Annotated in this window: 15 protein-coding genes; 3 read left to right on the top strand and 12 right to left on the bottom strand. The window is 47.8% G+C overall.

Annotated elements, in window-relative coordinates:
- Nucleotides 1-25: 25 nt before the first annotated feature.
- The 5 genes from VRK_RS14270 to VRK_RS14250 are packed head-to-tail and all read right to left on the bottom strand — an operon-like array spanning nt 26 to nt 3,991.
- The gene (locus tag VRK_RS14270) at nt 26-610 is read right to left on the bottom strand and encodes a type 2 periplasmic-binding domain-containing protein (RefSeq protein ID WP_059121985.1); all 585 of its coding nucleotides are present in this window, start codon (nt 608-610) and stop codon (nt 26-28) included.
- A 24-nt stretch (nt 611-634) separates the two neighbouring features.
- The gene (locus tag VRK_RS14265) at nt 635-1,609 is read right to left on the bottom strand and encodes a branched-chain amino acid transaminase (protein WP_082671400.1); all 975 of its coding nucleotides are present in this window, start codon (nt 1,607-1,609) and stop codon (nt 635-637) included.
- On the bottom strand, nt 1,609-3,018 hold the full coding sequence (locus VRK_RS14260; RefSeq protein ID WP_059121984.1) for a phenylacetate--CoA ligase family protein: 1,410 nt from the start codon (nt 3,016-3,018) through the stop codon (nt 1,609-1,611). Before VRK_RS14260 ends, VRK_RS14265 begins: the two co-directional genes overlap by 1 nt.
- A gap of 60 nt (nt 3,019-3,078) precedes the next feature.
- Complete coding sequence (locus VRK_RS14255; RefSeq protein WP_059121983.1) at nt 3,079-3,501, bottom strand: DUF2000 domain-containing protein; 423 nt, start codon at nt 3,499-3,501, stop codon at nt 3,079-3,081.
- Nucleotides 3,502-3,529: 28 nt separating this feature from the next.
- The gene (locus VRK_RS14250; RefSeq protein ID WP_197413113.1) at nt 3,530-3,991 is read right to left on the bottom strand and encodes a Dabb family protein; all 462 of its coding nucleotides are present in this window, start codon (nt 3,989-3,991) and stop codon (nt 3,530-3,532) included.
- A gap of 99 nt (nt 3,992-4,090) precedes the next feature.
- Between VRK_RS14250 and VRK_RS14245 the strand changes: the two genes are divergently transcribed.
- The 3 genes from VRK_RS14245 to VRK_RS14235 all read left to right on the top strand — a co-directional run bounded on the left by VRK_RS14245 (nt 4,091) and on the right by VRK_RS14235 (nt 9,476).
- Nucleotides 4,091-4,567, top strand: coding sequence for an Lrp/AsnC family transcriptional regulator (locus VRK_RS14245; protein ID WP_059121981.1), 477 nt, complete (start codon nt 4,091-4,093; stop codon nt 4,565-4,567).
- A gap of 359 nt (nt 4,568-4,926) precedes the next feature.
- Entirely contained in the window at nt 4,927-6,312 is a 1,386-nt protein-coding gene (melB, locus tag VRK_RS14240) for a melibiose:sodium transporter MelB (protein WP_059121980.1), read from the top strand.
- Between the two features lie 89 nt (nt 6,313-6,401).
- Complete coding sequence (locus VRK_RS14235; RefSeq protein WP_059122780.1) at nt 6,402-9,476, top strand: beta-galactosidase; 3,075 nt, start codon at nt 6,402-6,404, stop codon at nt 9,474-9,476.
- A 138-nt stretch (nt 9,477-9,614) separates the two neighbouring features.
- Here VRK_RS14235 and VRK_RS14230 read toward each other — a convergent pair whose 3' ends face one another.
- From VRK_RS14230 to VRK_RS14200, 7 genes are all read right to left on the bottom strand, one after another.
- A complete protein-coding gene (locus VRK_RS14230) occupies nt 9,615-10,106 on the bottom strand; it encodes a L,D-transpeptidase family protein (protein WP_059122779.1) in 492 nt (163 codons plus the stop codon).
- Nucleotides 10,107-10,366: 260 nt separating this feature from the next.
- On the bottom strand, nt 10,367-12,019 hold the full coding sequence (locus tag VRK_RS14225) for a BatD family protein (RefSeq protein ID WP_059121979.1): 1,653 nt from the start codon (nt 12,017-12,019) through the stop codon (nt 10,367-10,369).
- Complete coding sequence (locus VRK_RS14220) at nt 12,013-13,908, bottom strand: vWA domain-containing protein (RefSeq protein ID WP_059121978.1); 1,896 nt, start codon at nt 13,906-13,908, stop codon at nt 12,013-12,015. The genes VRK_RS14225 and VRK_RS14220 overlap by 7 nt, the downstream gene beginning before the upstream one ends.
- Complete coding sequence (locus VRK_RS14215) at nt 13,901-14,869, bottom strand: vWA domain-containing protein (RefSeq protein ID WP_059121977.1); 969 nt, start codon at nt 14,867-14,869, stop codon at nt 13,901-13,903. The genes VRK_RS14220 and VRK_RS14215 overlap by 8 nt, the downstream gene beginning before the upstream one ends.
- Nucleotides 14,870-14,872: 3 nt before the next feature.
- Complete coding sequence (locus VRK_RS14210; RefSeq protein WP_059121976.1) at nt 14,873-15,349, bottom strand: DUF4381 domain-containing protein; 477 nt, start codon at nt 15,347-15,349, stop codon at nt 14,873-14,875.
- Entirely contained in the window at nt 15,350-16,297 is a 948-nt protein-coding gene (locus VRK_RS14205) for a DUF58 domain-containing protein (protein WP_059121975.1), read from the bottom strand.
- A 39-nt stretch (nt 16,298-16,336) separates the two neighbouring features.
- Nucleotides 16,337-17,296, bottom strand: coding sequence for an AAA family ATPase (locus VRK_RS14200; protein WP_059121974.1), 960 nt, complete (start codon nt 17,294-17,296; stop codon nt 16,337-16,339).
- Between the last annotated feature and the right edge of the window lie 390 nt (nt 17,297-17,686).

Raw genomic sequence — 17,686 nt, 5'->3', positions numbered from 1 at the left:
GCGAAACATGTGAATGAACAGCACGTTATTTCGAAGTATTGCACCCAAATACAGACCACAACATATGGATGGGGCGGACATTGGATATAAACGATAGATTGTGCAGATCTGCTGCAATTTCTGTCGTTAAAGCAACATCGGCTTCATGTTGAGTGACGGCATTGGCTGCTTCACTGGTAGAATTCTTTTCAATAATTGTTTCTATCTGCAAGCCTTGAGGGAGCAATTCATGAATTAATGGTATCGGCGCAGGATGAGATGCAATTCTCAGTGGCCGGCGCGGTAATGAACGATTGGTCGCAATCCCGTATAAAGGGGTATCAAAAACAAATGTTACTAACAGATTTAAATGAGAGTCCATATAGAAATCATTAATTTTTTGATAGGCATTGGCAACAATCAATAACCCATTATCTTGTTTGGTATTATCGCGTGCCTGCTCATAGGTTTCGTTCAGATTGATAGTATTCAAACTGTTAGAATAGAATTCTTTCATCCGCGTACAAAAATACTTTGAAGCGGATTCACTGCTTGTCCCCGGTGGGCCTAATGTATAAACAGGGTGACATGTCGCATGAACAAGTCCCATATCCATAAAATGCGTGTTCATTGGTCTATCTCTCCATGAAAATCATCAATTCACACTCGTTAACCAGTGTTTAAAATGACTCAGTTGTCCTCGAACCGACTTGATATACAAACGTTGAATTTCTGAGGTAACACTGTGTGGTTCAGCACTATTGAAGTCACAATGATCAATCTGCTGTACGGGGGAAACTTCCATTCCTGTTCCGGTCAGAAAACACTCATTTGCAGCAAAGAGTTCGGAGGGGGAGATATCTCTCTCTTCAACTTCAAGCCCTAACTCTTCTGTCGCCAAAGTAATCACCGTGCTTCTGGTGATCCCTTCGAGAATGTGAGAATTAATCGCCGGTGTAATGAGTTTATTCTTCTTGACTAAGAAGACATTCGACGTGGTGGCTTCGGCAATATTGCCATGAACATTGAGCATGATGGCATCGTCATATCCAGCGCGATGCGCCGACTCCATTGCGAGTGCTGAGTTGACATAGCTGCCGGTGATTTTTGCGCGTGCCGGAATCGAATTATCGGCAACCCTTCTCCAGTTTGAAATGGTACAGCGCAGGCTCTTTTGTGCTGATACCGAAGGCATGTTTAAACTATTAATCGCAAGTCCTGAACTGACGCCAGAGAGTTTGACCCCAAATCCTTGCCCGGGAAGCAGGCTCTTTTTAAAAGCAATCGGCCGGATATAACAATCTGTGCTGGCCTGATTTTTTCTCAGCAGCTCAAGAATAATTGCTTTCATCTCTTGATGAGATGGTAAGTGATCAATCAGGAGAAGTTTCGAAGAATTGATGAACCGTTCAATATGCGCATCTAACTGAAAAATGTTCAAAGTGCGCTGGTCTTCTGCAAGATAAGCCCGGATCCCTTCAAAAACCCCTGTCCCATAATTAAATGCTTGTGTTGTAATCGGAATTGAAGCTTCCATCGCTGGCTGATATTCATCGTCCAGATAGATAAAAGGGTGGTGGATACCTGAATGCGCTTGCTGTGGTTTTGCTTGAGTCATGGTGTCGGTCATTATTGAAACCCCCGACCTAATAGTGCAATGGCTGCGTCGCGATCAGCGTTATCGCCTTGTGCTCTTAAATCATGCAGTCTGGCGGCTTTCCAGCTGACCATTGCAGATGTACTGGTAATATTGGTGGTTTCACCAACCTGAATATCGATTTCAACGTGGCGGATTTTGTCTGCCATATAAGCCTTGGTCTGCGCGAGCATCACGGCTTGCTGCGGGATGTCGTCGATTAACTCAACGATAATATTTAAGTGATCGATACCATTTTTTTCATCAATCTGAATGGCATAATCTAAGCAGCCGGTCAGTTTTTCCAGCAGGGCGGCCTCGATATCCCATGCACAGTAGTTGCAGCCACCTAAAGTCAATGTATCCCGGACCCGACCAATCGGCACAATCTTCAGTCGGCCGTCAGACATACGTGTTGCTCTGACCATATCACCGGTGCGGTAGCGAATCAGTGGCTTCTGTCCCTGATACAAATGAGTAATCACCAACTCACCACTGGTTTCCGTTGCAGAAGCCGGGATCACTTCACCACTGTTCGGATCAACTAACTCATAGTAGTTATTCATTGGGACGGTGTAGAGTGATTGGTCACTGTCACAGACCGCCAAAATAGAAGATTCCTGAGAGGCGTACATACAATTGTATACTTGTGCTCCCCATGTTTCGCCGATATTGCGCAGCAAAGCCGGTGTGGTTAATTCTCCTAATGTCAGAATGACTCGCACGCTGCTTTCTGCCGGGGACACATGGTGTTTCTTGAGGTATCGGGCGAGATTGATCGCCACCGCAGGTGTACACACGAGCGCCGTAATTTGTAACTCATTGATAAGTGCCATTGCGCGGTTCATGCCGACAACCGGAGAGCGGGGCCACATTTTGACCACACTATGGCCTAAACTGCGGAATACATCTTCAAAGGTATCCCCTGTCGAATGTAATTCGGTCGGCCCCATGACGCCAACAATATGTTTGTCACCATGCTGTTGAAAAATTTGTCCGTAGCGGAGAATCAGTGGCGTATTATTATAAATCGAATCAGTTTCACTCCGGGGGCATGGTGTGGGAGCTCCTGTCGTGCCGGTTGTTTCGTAGTATATCCAACTTTTATCGAGTGGTGCCGAAGCAAGGCAATTTCTATTTTCACGAAGATCGTTCTTGGTGGTAAATGGTAATGTGCTTAACGCAGAAAGAGAAAATTTATCGATATCTGACGCTGTTATTCCTGATAAGTGTTCTTTATAAAAACCAGAACCATCGATGATATATTTTAGAACTTCTTTAAGATTTTTTTCTTGATGATGAATCAGTTGCTGGTGAGAATATTCGCCATTTTCAAATTTTTTATGTTGTTGGAAAATATCTTTGGCTTGTTTTACCAATTCATCTTTAAAAATCGCATACATGAGATCATCCTTAATAAATTCTCTATATGTTTGATTGGAGGTAATTGAATGTCTGGTTGTTTATTTAAATAACGGCAGGTTACCCGTTAGTTTATTGATGGTTTTTTTCGGACCAATCATACCAATGGCGACGAGTTCAATATGTTGACTGGCCACCGATGATATTCTTTCACCATATTCATCATACGTTTTACATGACTGAGCCAACGCACTAAAAGGCATGGTATAAATCTGATCATCTTGTTCAGCGGTGGCGAGCAGGTTGTGGATATGTTCTCCCGTCGAGAGCAAAACCGGAAGTGGCGAGTAGATAACACCCGGATAATTGACGTTATCCAGGCTGTGCATATCAGGGCCGACGAGATTATTGACTGTTTTTCCAAAACTGATTCCAATCACACTTGCAGCATTAATTGCTAAACCCGGATGTAAATCCTGATCAACAATAATGGTACATTTGTGCTTGCTTGCATCAAACTCCATGAATTCCTCACTCATTTTAAAATCGTATTTACAGGGTGGATAATAAATTCAGATATCCGGTTGCTTGAGAAAAATCGGTGGATAAATCGATATCGACAATATTCCATTCAGCAATCGCTTTCCATTTTTCAACACCTTCTCTATGATTTGGATGGACAATATATTTTTCCAAATCATCAGTGTTATTAAATATTCCAATCGCGATAAAGTCAGCAGCAATTTCTCGGCGGGATATATTTCGGCCACATATCCATCCTTTTATTTCCTCAATATGACGAGGGTGATTACGTGTTGCTTGTTCTGCTTCGATTGCATTTGTGGAAGACCAACTCCAGTTCTTTTTAAAGGTAAATAGCACGACATGTAGAATCATTGAATTCCATCCTTGGTGAATCATTGTCCTTGGTGAGTTGTAATGAACTGTAACTATTGTTTTACCAACTGTTTTACCAACTATGTTTTGACGTTGTTGTTGCTGTTCATTATGCATCAGAATGATAGAAATTTGTTACCTATATCACGTTAGGAAAAATGCTTGTAGGGCAAAATTACCCGATAAATGGCAAAAAAATGAAAGGATTTAACCCTAGTGGCGCTGACAAAGACAGATACTCAAATTTTGACCTTATTGCAACAAGATGCACGGATGACCAATCAGGAGCTGGCAGATCAAATCGGCATGTCATCTTCACCCTGCTGGCGTAAAGTCCGCAAGTTGGAAGACGATGAAATTATTCAAGGATACCGTGCGGTTCTGGATCGGAAAAAAATAGGCTTGGGTGTGATGGTTTTCGTTCGGGTGACGATTGATAGCCACAGTGAAGCCGAAGCGCGTAAGTTTGAGCAAGAAGTGACTGCGCTTGAGAATGTTGTTGCCTGCTACAGTATCGGGGGCGATGCTGACTTCTTGATTCAAGTCGTCTCTCATGATCTCGATTCTTATGCGGAATTTGCGATGTCAGTGATTCGGCGTTTACCGGGGATTAAAGAAATGCAGAGTATGTTTGTGTTAAAGGAAATCAAACCTTTTGTATCTCTGCCCGTCGGCACGGCATCCGGTGCGTAGCAAATCCAATCCCTGACTGTGATGATATCGTTTACATTCAAGGTGTGATGTTCATCATTTTACTTCAATAATTGTCCATAACGAAACTATCAAATGGGAGTAAGTAAGCGCCCGCTTTTTTATCTCTTCCTCCTGATTAAATCATACGATATACCTGACTTGATGAGCTTTCTACAGTCTGCCATTGAGACTGTTTTATCAATTTTCCTTGGGTATTTCAGAGGGATAATGTGATCTCTTTCTGATAGTTTCATATCGGTGGAAACGTTCTCACCAAACGGTGTGATGATCACAGTTTTATTACAATACGCTCAATATAGTACGCAACATGTTTAACAAAATAACGATAAAGCGTCCCTATGAATAAAAAATATAACGAGACTCATATTGAGCTGAAAACCAAATTATCCTACGGTCTGGGCGCATTAGGTAAAGATTTTGCCTGTGCGCCTATCTATATATTTCTGATGTTCTATTTTACCGACGTTGTTGAGCTCTCTGCCGCGTATGTCGGGATGGTTTTTCTCGCGGCGCGAGTGATTGATGCGATCACCGATCCGATGATGGGGATTGTGGTAGACAACACTCGCTCTCGTTATGGCAAATTTCGTCCGTGGATTCTGATTGGGTCTGCTATCAATGCGTTTGTGCTGATTGCATTATTTTGTTCACACATGTTTGAAGGCACCGCTGCTTATATCTATGCTGCGGTGATTTACATTTTATGGGGTTTAACCTACACCATCATGGATATCCCGTTCTGGTCAATGATTCCTGCTATTTCCGGATCGCGCCGAGAACGGGAAAAGTTAGTTGTCTGGCCGCGGCTGTTTGCCAGTTTTGCCTGGTTTGTTGTCGGTAGTTATGGGCTGTGGATGGTGACAAAGTTGGGTGGTGACGATCAGGGGCAAGGGTTCTTTAAACTGTCGATCATGATTGCGGTTTTATTTATCCTCAGTGCATTGATTACGTTTAAGAATGTTAAAGAAAAAGTGGTCGCCACCGGACAGATGGTCGAGAAGTTCGGTCTGAAAGATGCCATCAGCATTATTGGTGGCAATGATCAGTTGAAAGTATTAATTGCGACCGTGTTGGCGTTCCAGATTGGCAATATGCTGGTTGGTGGTTTCGCCATTTACTACTTTACCTATGCCGTCGGCAATAAAGAACTGTTCCCGGTTTACATGATGGTGGCCGGTGCAGCTGAAGTCGCTGGGATTTTCCTCTTTCCGCGGTTGGCGGCCTTATTGCCACGTAAACATCTGTGGGTGATCGCCTGCATGTTCCCGATTTTGTCATGTCTGTTATTGGTGGTCATGGGTGTGGTTGATCCGGGCAATGTCTATTTAATTGGTCTTTCCGGTGCGGCAATCAAATTCGGTGTCGGGATCACCAACGGCTTGCAAACGGTGATGCTGGCCGACGTGGTCGATTATGGTGAACATATCACCGGCCGACGCAGCGAAAGCGTGATTTTTTCTGTCCAAACCATGCTGGTTAAATTTGCCAGTGCCGCTGGTGCGTTTATTGTCGGGGTTGGGCTGTCGGTAGTCGGATATGTCCCGAATGTCCAACAATCTGAAGGGACGATTCTCGGATTACAGGCATTAATGATTGGTATTCCTGTTTTACTGATGGTTGTGAGTGCACTGATTTATCGACGTTACTACCGTCTGCATGAAGGATTTCAGCCGGAGGAATTTGAGACCTATTCTTTAAATATGACTAAAGAAACAACCGCATAATCAGCTCCGCCGGATCAAAAAACAGCTGCATTGATGAGAAAAAAACAGGCAGGATGGATATTTCCCTCCTGCCTGATAACGAGGTATTCATGCGAACTTTTCAAGATATTATTGCCAGTCGAGACTGGCAGAATCCGGGCGCTGTCCGGATGCATACCCTGTCAGCTCACGTCCCGCTACACAGCTATCGTTATATCGAAGATGCCCGTCAGGGAATCGCAAGTGGTCGTTACTACCTGAACGGGCAATGGGCATTCAAGTTTTACTCTGCTCCTGAAATGGTCGAAGCATCACTCATTGAACCGGGAGATGACTTATCGGCATGGGAACAAATTGAGGTTCCCGGTAACTGGCAGCTGCAAGGGTTTGATCATCCGATCTACACCAATGTGAAGTATCCGTTTCCTGACTGCGCACCTACGGTACCCGCACAGAATCCGACCGGGTGTTATGCTCGTGATTTTGTTGTGGAACCTGCCACCGGAGAACAGACTCGCATCCTGTTTGAAGGGGTAAATTCAGCGTTTCATTTGTGGTGTAATGGTCAATGGGTTGGTTATGCGCAGGACAGCCGACTACCGGCAGAATTTGACTTAACGGGTCATATCCATCCCGGTCATAATCGCCTTGTCGTCATGGTGATACGCTGGTCTGACGGTTCTTATCTGGAAGATCAGGATATGTGGTGGCTGAGTGGTATTTTTCGCGATGTATACATCTATCACAAGCCTGCTATCGCAATCAACGACGTTTTTATCCGTCCGGAACTGGATGCACTCTATCAAGACGGGGCACTGCGCGTGACGACGAAACTCAGTCAGCAGACAGCCAACCACCGGGTTGAGGTGATGCTGTTTGATGCCGCAGGCCAGCCGGTCGTCATGCAGGGAGAGACGTGTTGCGCCACCAATCAGCATGCGGTTGATGAGAAAGGCGGCTGGGCGGATCAGGTTGAACACCATCTGACTATCTCTCGTCCCCGTCACTGGAATGAGCAAACCCCTTATTTGTACCGTTGTGTCGTCGCGCTGTTGGATGAGCAGTCACAGGTGATTGAGTGTGAAGCCTTCTCGGTCGGATTCCGCACGGTTGCCATTGAAGATGGTTTGCTCAAAGTGAATGGCAAAGCCCTGTTGATCCGCGGCGTGAATCGTCATGAACATCATCCGGAAACGGGACATCATGTCGATGAAGCGACGATGGTCAAAGATATTCTGTTGATGAAGCAGCACAACTTTAATGCGGTGCGCACCTCGCATTATCCGAATCATCCGCGCTGGTATGAACTTTGTGATCAGTATGGCTTGTATGTGGTGGATGAAGCCAATATCGAGACGCATGGTCAGTTTCCGATGTGCCGTTTATCTGAGGATCCGCAATGGAATCATGCTTACATGCAGCGCATGATTGGTTTGGTTGAACGGGATAAAAACCATCCGTCGGTAATTATCTGGTCGTTGGGGAATGAATCCGGTATCGGTCTGAACCATCATGCTATGTATCAGTGGACCAAGCAGCGCGATCCGTCACGCCCGATCCAGTATGAAGGGGGCGGTGCCGATACGGCTGCCACGGATATTATCTGTCCGATGTATGCCCGGGTTGATCAGCATCAGGGCGGTACGAATCCAAAGTATGCAATTAAAGACTGGATTGGCCGGCCCGGTGAACAGCGTCCGCTAATTCTGTGTGAATATGCCCATGCGATGGGGAACAGTCTCGGAAGTTTTGATAAATACTGGCAGGCGTTTCGCCAGTATCCACGGCTTCAGGGCGGCTTTATCTGGGACTGGGTTGATCAGGGGCTTTCAAAGTGGGATGAGCACGGGCAGCATTACTGGGCGTATGGCGGGGATTTCGGCGATGAAATCAATGATCGTCAGTTTTGTATTAATGGCTTAATCTGGCCGGATCGTACGGTTCATCCGACATTATTGGAAGCGAAGCGGGCTCAGCAGTTCTACAGGATTGAATTTGATGGCCAACATCAGTTGACGTTAACCAGTGAACATTTGTTTGCCGCAGAAGCCCTGATGTGTTGCTGGACGGTACTGGAAGACGGCGTCGCAATCTCGGCAGGGGAGCAAACGGTTGTGATGGCACCTGAAGCGGAGCACTGCATCGAATTACCTCTTGAGCAGCGTCTTTATCAGCCGGAGAAAACTTATCATCTAAATATTGACTTGCTGTTGGCTGAACAGACGTTCTGGGCTCCGGCTCGTCATTCGGTGGCACAGGCGCAGTTTGAACTGAAGGCGGCATCTCCCCGGTTACACGTAAACAGCGCCACCACATTGGCTGACATTCGTGTCTCTGAATCAGATGAGCAGGTGATCGTCACGGTCGCAGACCAACAGTGGACGTTCCACCGAGGCAGCGGTTATCTCACGCATTGGGAGCAACAGGGAGAGCAGTTATTAGCGGCACCGCTGAAAGATAACTTCTATCGTGCACCGCTCGATAATGATATCGGGACCAGTGAAGTGGATCGGCCTGACCCGAACAGTTGGATGGCGCGCTGGAAACAGGCCGGCCTTGATCGTCTGGCAGGACGGTGCGTCAGTATGACGGTTGAGTCAGGACAGCATTGTGTGATGATTAAAACGCAATTTGATTATACCTCGCCGACCGAACAGGTATTGCGGACGCAATGGTGTTACACAGTCAATCAGCAAGGCGAAATGCGGATTGATGTCGATGTACATCGATGTGTGACATTACCGTCTCTGCCACGAGTCGGATTCTCTTGTGCATTGCCATTAACGGAGCGTGTGACATGGTTTGGCCGCGGGCCGCACGAAAACTACCCGGATCGTTGTTTGTCCGCGCGGTTCGGATGTTACGATGCGACGGTGAGCGAGATGCATACCCCTTATATTTTCCCGACGGATAACGGATTGCGTTGTGACACCCGAAACCTAGCGCTGGGAGGAATTACGGTGCAGGGGACGTTCCATTTCAGTGTCAGCCGCTACTCACAGGCAATGCTTGAAGCTGCCAAGCATACCCATGAGCTGGTCGCTGATGACATGGTTTACCTGCATGTGGATGGCTTCCATATGGGGATCGGTGGCGATGATTCCTGGACGCCGAGCGTTCATCCGGAATTCCTGTTGGATGCAGCGCACTACCATTACCATGTTGTGTTGACATCAGCGCGTTAATAATACTGGTTCGTGTATCGGCTTTCTGATTGGCGTTACGGCGTTCAGAAAGCCGATGAAACCACAGCGGTCGGGGGATTGTTCTGCGGGAAAAGTATGTCGGACGTTATCCAGTCAGATTGATCATGATTCCGCTCATTACCACGCAATATGAATCGGGGTGCCAACCGGCACCAAACGGATAAACTCATCCATCTCTTCATTGGTTAAGGCAATACAGCCATTGGTCCAGTCAAAACTTTGAATAAATTCCGGATGACGTTGATAGCCGTTCTTCAAACCATGAATATGGATGTCGCCTCCGGGGTTCAAGCCGTGTTGTTGCGCATAGGCTATGTCTTTGGCAGACGGATAGCTGATGTGAAATGCTTTATAGAAATTGGAATTGAGATTAATCGCATCGAGCACATAGTCACCTTCCGGTGTCCGCTGATCACCTTCCTGATGTTTCGGGCCTTGCGGAAACTTGCCGAGGGCAATGCGATACGTTCTGATCGTCTGTCCCTGCTCAAGCAGATAGATACGCCGTTTGGACTTATCGATGGTCACGAGGTCAACTTGCGCAGCAACGGAAAAACTCAGAGAGACGATGAACATCATCAGTACAAGAAGAGAGAATTTTGTCCGCATGGATGGTCTGAGTCCCTGATTGATCGTGAGATGGAAAGTCACCGCTAAAACCAGTGACATACGCAAGTGATACAGAAACAAGTTATACACCGGAAAGCGATCTGGCGGAAGTCACACCATATTATTGATCGTGGTTGGTCATAGGTTGATTGGGCACGTACAGGTTGATTGCGGATGGGTACCGATTGGGTGCGATTGACAGGGCATCTCCGCGTTATGCTGAGCACGGAGATGCCTCTGAACGGATTGAACCGACGGGTTTAAAGGTCCGGTAAGGTTCTCTTCTGCTTTTTACTGTTTTTCTTGTGCTGTTTTTCCGCTTCGGCTAACAAACGCAGCAGGGGGTTCGGATCGTAGCCTTCTTGCCGGGATGAGTAGATCGCAGCCTGTAGTTTGCCCACTTCATTTTCGATTGGCTCTCTTTCTTGCGTAGACAATCCCAGCTCAGCGATTTGTACCTGCACCAGATGCTGAATTCGAATTCCATCTTGCTGCTTTAATGCTTCTTGTAAAGACAGCGGATTGGCTTCTGTGGGGCTGTCCGGTGTTTCAACGGGCGGCTCCGAGCGTTTGGTATGCCAAATACGATAAAGCCAGCAACCTGTCGTTACAATCCAGAGGAAAGCAAAAAGCGCAGTCAGGTATGGCCAGATGCCGGGATCTTTAACCTGAATCTCCTGAGGGGCGGCAGATGCTTTTTCGGGGGATTGTGGCAGAGACATCACCGTATCGACCGGCGCACCTTTGGCGACATTGAGTGTTAAGCCAGTGAGTATCGCCCGACGTTGGCGGTGTTTTTGCGTATTCCACCAGTTGAGCGACACGCCCGGTAACTTGATTTGGCCGGATTGATTGGGGATCAACACTTGCTTCAGCGTCATCACCACTTCATCGTTATCCAGCGTTTTATATTGCGGTTTTTCCTGATAGACACGCACACTGCCCGGGTAGTTGATTTGCAGGTCGGGGATTTTATCCTGACTCACGCCTTTGATCTTCAGTTCCAGCGTCCGGGTGATTGAATCCCCCACTTTGAGCGCGGCACTGCTACCGGAGATTGGCTTCCCTTGGCTATCCGTCCAGCGTTGCGTGAGGGATAGGCTGGCGGTCGGGAGCCAGACACCTTGATAATCTTTCGGCTTTGCCATGACCTGAATCGGGAATTGCTTGGCGGTGGTACTGAGTGTCAACACCTTGGTTTCACCATTCATGCCACTATAGAGCAAGGTACTGCGAAACTGAGGTTCTGTGATGGTAAAGCGCCCCGGCTTTTGGGCGGTGACCCTGAATGTCTGCTGCACGACGGTGACCGACAAGCCATTGATAATCTCGCGGTGTTGTTCTGAGTCACTGGCAGCTTCTAAATTCATGCCTTTCACAGACGGAGGCGTGATCTTGGTATCCTGAAGGCGTCGAGGATTGACCTTCACCATCATTTTGACATGCAATAACGTGCTTTCATCCGGGTAGAGCGTCTTTTTATCAAGGGTTGAATGAATTTCGATCAGATCATTATCATTCGGTAACGTCGAGTCTTGGACGACCTGAATAGCAATCGGTTGGGTCTTTTCACCGTTAACTTCAAAACTGGGAATTGTGACGACCCCGGTACGGGTTGCAGCAATCGAGACATCCCACTCACTCCGGACACTGCGTTCACCGTTGATAATGTTGGTGGATGTGCCAAAACTCGGCCGGTTGACGAAAAAATCGGGGGTGAGTTTTTCAAAGTTCACATCGTCGCCGGACGCTTTTTGATCGGTGATGATCTGAAGTTGAAACAATTCATTCCGGGTCACCTTATTCTTGCTGACAGTCGCATAGGTAGCGGCCTGAGTGTTCAGGCTGACCATCAGACCGATGAACAGGATCCAGAATATACTTTTAAGCGAGTGCCGGGGTCTGTTTACCATGATTTGTGATTGTCCTCTGGTGGTTCTTTCTGTTCAGCCTGAAGCATCAGTTCTGCCCGCAGCAGACGGCTGGGATCTCTGGCATTTTCAACCTGTTCCAATTTACGGAACTCAGGATCAGAGGGTTGGTTCTGTGTTGGCGATGGTGACGCCTGATCCGCTTGATGGGTTGATGCCTGTTGCTGCTGAAATTGCCTGGCTGACGCATTTTTTTGCGTTTGTTCATCCTTGGGCTGCGTATCTTTGTCTTGACGCTGGGAGCGATTTTGCTCTGATTGCTGGCTTTGGCTTTGGCTTTGGCTTTGGCTTTGGCTTTGGCTTTGGCTTTGGCTTTGGCTTTGGCTCTTCTGCTGTGACTGATGATCTTGAGCTTGCTGCGATTTGGCTGTCTGTGACTGTCCTTTTGACGGCTCTTTTAACGACTGCCCCTGCTGAGATTTGCTCTGTTGTTGGCGTGAGGATGAAGATTGGTTTTGCGCAGCGGTGTTGCTATTTTTTTGTTGCTGTTGCTGTTGCTGTTGCTGTTGCTGTTGCTGTTGCTGTTGCTGTTGCTGTTGTGCTTTTTTCACCACATCAAGGTTATGCCGGGCATCCTGATTATCAGGTTCCTGCGCCAGCACCTGCTGATACAGATCGATAGCCTGTTGCAAATCACCGTGCTTAGCGTACGCATTTGCCAGATTATACTGCTGACGTGGTGTCGGAGACTTGATGGATGAGAGTGCTTCAATCGCTCGCTGATAATCTCCGGAACGATAATAGGCCGCTGCTTTCCAGTCCGGGTCGGAAAACTGCTGCGCTGATTGTTGATAGTCCTTGGCATCGAAGAGACGTTTCGCTTCCTGATCGTGATTGAGCCACGGTGATGCTTGTACCCGGGGCACGATTCCCGTTGAAATCACCAAGGCGATCCAACCAAAAATCAATCCTTTACGGAACATCATCAAAGCCGGAATCAGCAACAGCGGAATAAGCCAGTAACCTTGATTTATCCGGTCTGTCACTTGCTGCTTGCCGGAGATTTGATGTTCCGCGGTATTGATTTGCGTCGCATCAACCAGTGTGTCTACATCCTGATTGTTGAGCTGAACTGAAATAAACGTGCCGTGTAGTGACTGAGCCAGAGATTTCATGTCACTGAAATTAGCTTTGGCAATCACGGTCTGACCCTGCGCTGTTTTGAGTAGTGCGCCATTTTCCGTTGGGATCGGTGCTCCGGAACGTGAACCCATGCCTAATATTGCTAATTGCCAGCGTGTACCGGAAAGCAAATCGCTAATCTCTTGGCGCTCATTGGCGTCGAGTTCATCGGTGATTAAAATAATTGCGCCCTGATGGAGCCCGGCATCCTCCATCATTTGAATTGCTTGTTTGACACCTCGGGCGGCATCAGCGCCTTGATACGGCATAATATCAGGGGTCAGATTGGGGAGCAGGTTACGAATGGTCGCAGTATCGGTTGTCATTGGGCTGATGGTGTAGGCATCTGCCGCATAAGCCACCAGACCGGTGACCCCTTCTTTCCAGCGTTTCAGTAAATCAACGGCTTTATAGCGCGCTTGGATGAGTCGGCTGGGCTGATTATCGGTGGCATACATCGAGCGGGACATGTCCATCACCAGTACCCGGGCTGCGGTATTGCTATAAGTCGGGCGAAGCTGACTTTCGAAACTCGGGCCGGAAAGTGCCACGATGGCTATGGTCCAACACAGCGCCAGCAGGATAAGTTTATATGTCGACGTCGCTTCATGATACAGACCGAGCGCCTGAGCAATGTGTGGTGCAATCAACGATTGCTGTTTTTTACGCAAGGCCAGCCATGCCAGCAGCAAGGCGACAGGAAGGAGCCCGATCAACCAGACCGGATTGAGAAATACAAAATCAGACATGATTTCTCCTGACGATCACCAAAATAAATGAAAGGACTAAGGCCAGTGCCAGCGGATAAATGAACCATTCACTTTGTGGACGCCAAGTCTGACTGGCTTGTTGAACCGGCTCTAATTGATTAATGGTTGCATAGATATTTTCCAGATCCTGACTGTTGCGGGCACGGAAATATTTGCCTCCGGTGATGTGGGCAATCTGTTTGAGGGTCTTCTCGTCCAAATCACGGGCCGTATTGACTTTACGTGTGAACACAAAATCTTTCACCACCATTTCTCCGGCGCCAATCCCGACGGTATAAATAACCGCGTGATACTTTTTCGCAATTTCAGCCGCCTGAATCGGGTCCAGTACTCCTGCGGTATTGGTGCCGTCACTGAGCAAAATCATCACTCTTTGTGGTGCCTGTCCGTCAACAAACGTTTTTGTCGCCAGTCCGATACCTTCTCCAATCGCAGTTTCCGTACCGATGAGTTTTAAAACCGTCTGATTTAACTGTCTGCGGACAGTTTCCCGGTCAAAGGTCAGCGGGGTTTGCAGATAGGCGTGATCAGCAAACAGCACCAGCCCCAGCCGATCTCCCTGTCGCTTTTCAATAAATTGGTCGAGAACTTGTTTCACCGCGGTGAGACGATCAATAAAGTCGTCTCCGTTTTGCATATCTTTCTGGCTCATCGAATAGGATAAATCGACCACCAGCATCAGGTCCCGATGCTTCGGTTGAACGGTAATCGGGTCACCAAACCAAGCCGGGCGGGCACAGGCAACGACCAGCGCCACCCAAATCGCCCCGGCCATTAATTGGCTCAACCAATGACTGGGTTTGGTCAGGCTGCCTTCTGTCGGGAGATAAGTGAGCTGAATCGCAGCCGGCTGTCGATGCGGTGGCAGTAATTTGGTTACCAACAATGGTAGTGGTAAAAGGAATAACATCCACCACCAAATGAATTCAATATGTGCCAAAGATTATCTCCTTCTTCTTCTCTTTGGCGGCAAGGCTTCCTGTACCCAAGTCAGGCAGTCATCAATCAGATGTTGTTGGGATGGTTCTGATTTTAATTTTTGATACAGCACCTTTTGCCACAGGGATTCATTGGGAATAAACAGAGGTTTATTGATTTGCTCGTCTAAAAATGCATACCAGTCATGTCCGGTTAAATGGGCAATTTCCTGACGCGGGAAGTAGCTCAGACACGCTTGTCTGACTAACTCCATTGCATCGGATGGCGTCACAGAACCGTGCGAGGGTTGCAGTAATCGTAACGCAACTTTTTTCGGAGCAATCCGTTTGCGTTTCCAAAGAATGAGCCAAGTGATCAGCAGTATTATCACGATCACGCATCCGATGAGGCTCAGCCAACCCCAGGCCAGCGGCCACCATGAAGGGGCGTCCGGCAGGTGCAGGGGTTGAAGGTCAAGTAAATCTGAGATCGATTGTGCCATTTAATAACTTCCGGATAGTTGTTTCAGCAAAGGTGAATCACTTGAGAGCCGGGTATAGGGAATCCCTAAAGACCGACTGAGTAATTCTAGCCTATCTTTCTGAGATTCAAAGGCTTTTCTGATTCCTGCCCGGGTATGTTTTGCTGAAAAATTAAGCCACCGGCTTTGTTGTTGATCCGCGACGAATTCAATGCCACGAAAATCAGTATCGCCCCGTTCGAGTGGATCATAAATATGGACCAGCCGCACCTGATTATGCCGGCGCAGCTGATTAAATTGCGGTTTGAGATTATCGTCATAACGGGTGTAATCGCTGATCATAATCACTTCACTGCCTTTAGGTGATAAGCGATTTAAGGCTGTCAGACTCTCTGACATCGAAGAAACCGCTGAACCGGAATCGTTGAGTGGGGGCTGAGTTTGGCTGAACTGTAATTGTTCTCTGTGACTGTCGATAATTTTCTGCAGGAGCGCCAGTACACTGGGTTGGTGACTTTTGGGCTTAATGTCGATCAATCGATGTCCCAAATCAATCAAGGCACCACAACGATCTTTTTGAGCGAGAGACATCCATGCCAGTAAAGCTGCCATATGTGCAGCTTGAACCGATTTCAGGAGTAAACGTGACCCCATATGCATGGTCGCGCTTAAATCAATATAGAGAATTACCGGTTTCTCCCGCTCTTCACTGAAAAGCTTGGTGTGCGTCTTACCGGTACGGGCAGTCACCCGCCAGTCAATGGTGCGGATATCGTCACCGGGCTGGTAGCGGCGCACTTCAGAAAAATCCATCCCACGGCCCAACTGGCGACTCTGATATTGTCCCGACATGGTTGACCACAGACTTTTAGCCGGTGGCAGCCAAGCGGCACAGTGCTGTTTATAAACCAGCAACTCTTCCAGGCATAAAGTGACGCCATTACTATAAGCAGGCAGTTCCATCCGCATCCCTCATCGTTTCTGCTGAATCATGATGTTTTGGTGTCATCAGGCACTGCCGACCAGAGACAGAATATGATTGATAATCTGATTCGGATGAATGCCTTCGGCTTGCGCCTGATAGCTCAGCAGCAGACGGTGACGCAACACAGGGAAAGCCATACTTTGGACATCTTCAGGGCTGACGAAGTCGCGTCCGGCAAGCCATGCACTCGCGCGCGCGCAGCGATCCAGTGCGATCGTTGCCCGGGGGCTGACGCCCATTTCAAGCCATTGTTTGAGCTTGTCGTCATATTTCTCCGGCTGGCGGGTTGCCATGATCAGACGCACGATATATTGCTCGATACTTTCCGCCATATGGATGTCCAGCACCGCTTGGCGGGCACTGAAAATATCTTCCTGAGAGAGTTTTTCCGGCTGTTGTGGTTTAACGCCTTGTGCTTCACCGCGGTTGAGTCGCAGAATCGCCAATTCACTTTCTGCATCGGGATAATCGACGTGGAGGTGGAGTAAAAAACGGTCCAGTTGCGCTTCAGGCAGCGGATAGGTCCCCTCCTGTTCAATCGGGTTTTGGGTCGCCATGACCAAAAAAAGTTTGGGGAGTGTGTAGGTTTTTCGCCCGGCAGTCACCTGACGTTCAGCCATGGCTTCGAGCATGGCGGCTTGTACCTTGGCCGGAGCACGGTTAATTTCATCGGCTAACAGCAGTGAATGAAACACGGGACCGGGCTGAAACTGGAACTCTCCCGTTTCCGGGCGGAAGATGTCCGTACCGGTTAAATCGGCAGGGAGCAGATCCGGTGTGAACTGAACCCGGTGAAAAGAGCCTTCGATAGAATCGGCCAGTGATTTGATCGCCCTTGTTTTCGCCAGCCCCGGCGGGCCTTCAACCAAAATATGTCCATCGGCCAGCAAAGCGACCAACACCTGTCTCACCAGTGCTTCCTGACCAATAACCTGACTGTTTAAGTAGTGTTGTAGTTGTTGAAAAGCGGTTGCTGATTGCATGACCCGTATTGCTCCAATTTTTGGGATTGATAAAAAATTTGTTGTGATGGTTCAACGACTTCTCGATTAGTTTAACAAAAGTCAGAAAAGTTCATTTTTACCGATTGATAGCTTCAGTTCCGTTGTTCTTAAATGCCTGCTGAAAGCAAATGATAAAAGTATTACGTATGCCATTCACTATTGCTCAGGCGATGAAGTATACTACACGGCTGATATTTGTCGGGGCGAACCCCGCACCACAAAATTTCAGCCAGAATCTATGTGTTTTGAGGTCGTATTGCACCGTATGTTGCTGATAATTTCAACCTCAAAGTCTGAATGATGAACAGCCCCGCAGTCCGATTTGCAATGTGCTCGGCAATGTTTTGCAATCATTGCATCACCTTGTGG

Source organism: Vibrio sp. MEBiC08052, assembly GCF_001506075.1.
Classification (GTDB): domain Bacteria; phylum Pseudomonadota; class Gammaproteobacteria; order Enterobacterales; family Vibrionaceae; genus Vibrio.
This window is presented reverse-complemented; position numbering and strand designations above follow the sequence as displayed.

What these genes read in the sequence shown, in the direction of transcription:
- VRK_RS14235 (WP_059122780.1), top strand. Translation starts at nt 6,402, where the DNA reads ATGCGAACTTTTCAAGATATTATTGCCAGTCGAGACTGGCAGAATCCG.
- VRK_RS14230 (WP_059122779.1), bottom strand. Translation starts at nt 10,106, where the DNA reads ATGCGGACAAAATTCTCTCTTCTTGTACTGATGATGTTCATCGTCTCT.
- VRK_RS14260 (WP_059121984.1), bottom strand. Translation starts at nt 3,018, where the DNA reads ATGTATGCGATTTTTAAAGATGAATTGGTAAAACAAGCCAAAGATATT.
- VRK_RS14205 (WP_059121975.1), bottom strand. Translation starts at nt 16,297, where the DNA reads ATGCGGATGGAACTGCCTGCTTATAGTAATGGCGTCACTTTATGCCTG.
- VRK_RS14250 (WP_197413113.1), bottom strand. Translation starts at nt 3,991, where the DNA reads ATGCATAATGAACAGCAACAACAACGTCAAAACATAGTTGGTAAAACA.
- VRK_RS14265 (WP_082671400.1), bottom strand. Translation starts at nt 1,609, where the DNA reads ATGACCGACACCATGACTCAAGCAAAACCACAGCAAGCGCATTCAGGT.
- VRK_RS14270 (WP_059121985.1), bottom strand. Translation starts at nt 610, where the DNA reads ATGAACACGCATTTTATGGATATGGGACTTGTTCATGCGACATGTCAC.
- VRK_RS14255 (WP_059121983.1), bottom strand. Translation starts at nt 3,501, where the DNA reads ATGGAGTTTGATGCAAGCAAGCACAAATGTACCATTATTGTTGATCAG.
- VRK_RS14200 (WP_059121974.1), bottom strand. Translation starts at nt 17,296, where the DNA reads ATGCAATCAGCAACCGCTTTTCAACAACTACAACACTACTTAAACAGT.
- VRK_RS14220 (WP_059121978.1), bottom strand. Translation starts at nt 13,908, where the DNA reads ATGTCTGATTTTGTATTTCTCAATCCGGTCTGGTTGATCGGGCTCCTT.
- melB (WP_059121980.1), top strand. Translation starts at nt 4,927, where the DNA reads ATGAATAAAAAATATAACGAGACTCATATTGAGCTGAAAACCAAATTA.
- VRK_RS14225 (WP_059121979.1), bottom strand. Translation starts at nt 12,019, where the DNA reads ATGGTAAACAGACCCCGGCACTCGCTTAAAAGTATATTCTGGATCCTG.
- VRK_RS14210 (WP_059121976.1), bottom strand. Translation starts at nt 15,349, where the DNA reads ATGGCACAATCGATCTCAGATTTACTTGACCTTCAACCCCTGCACCTG.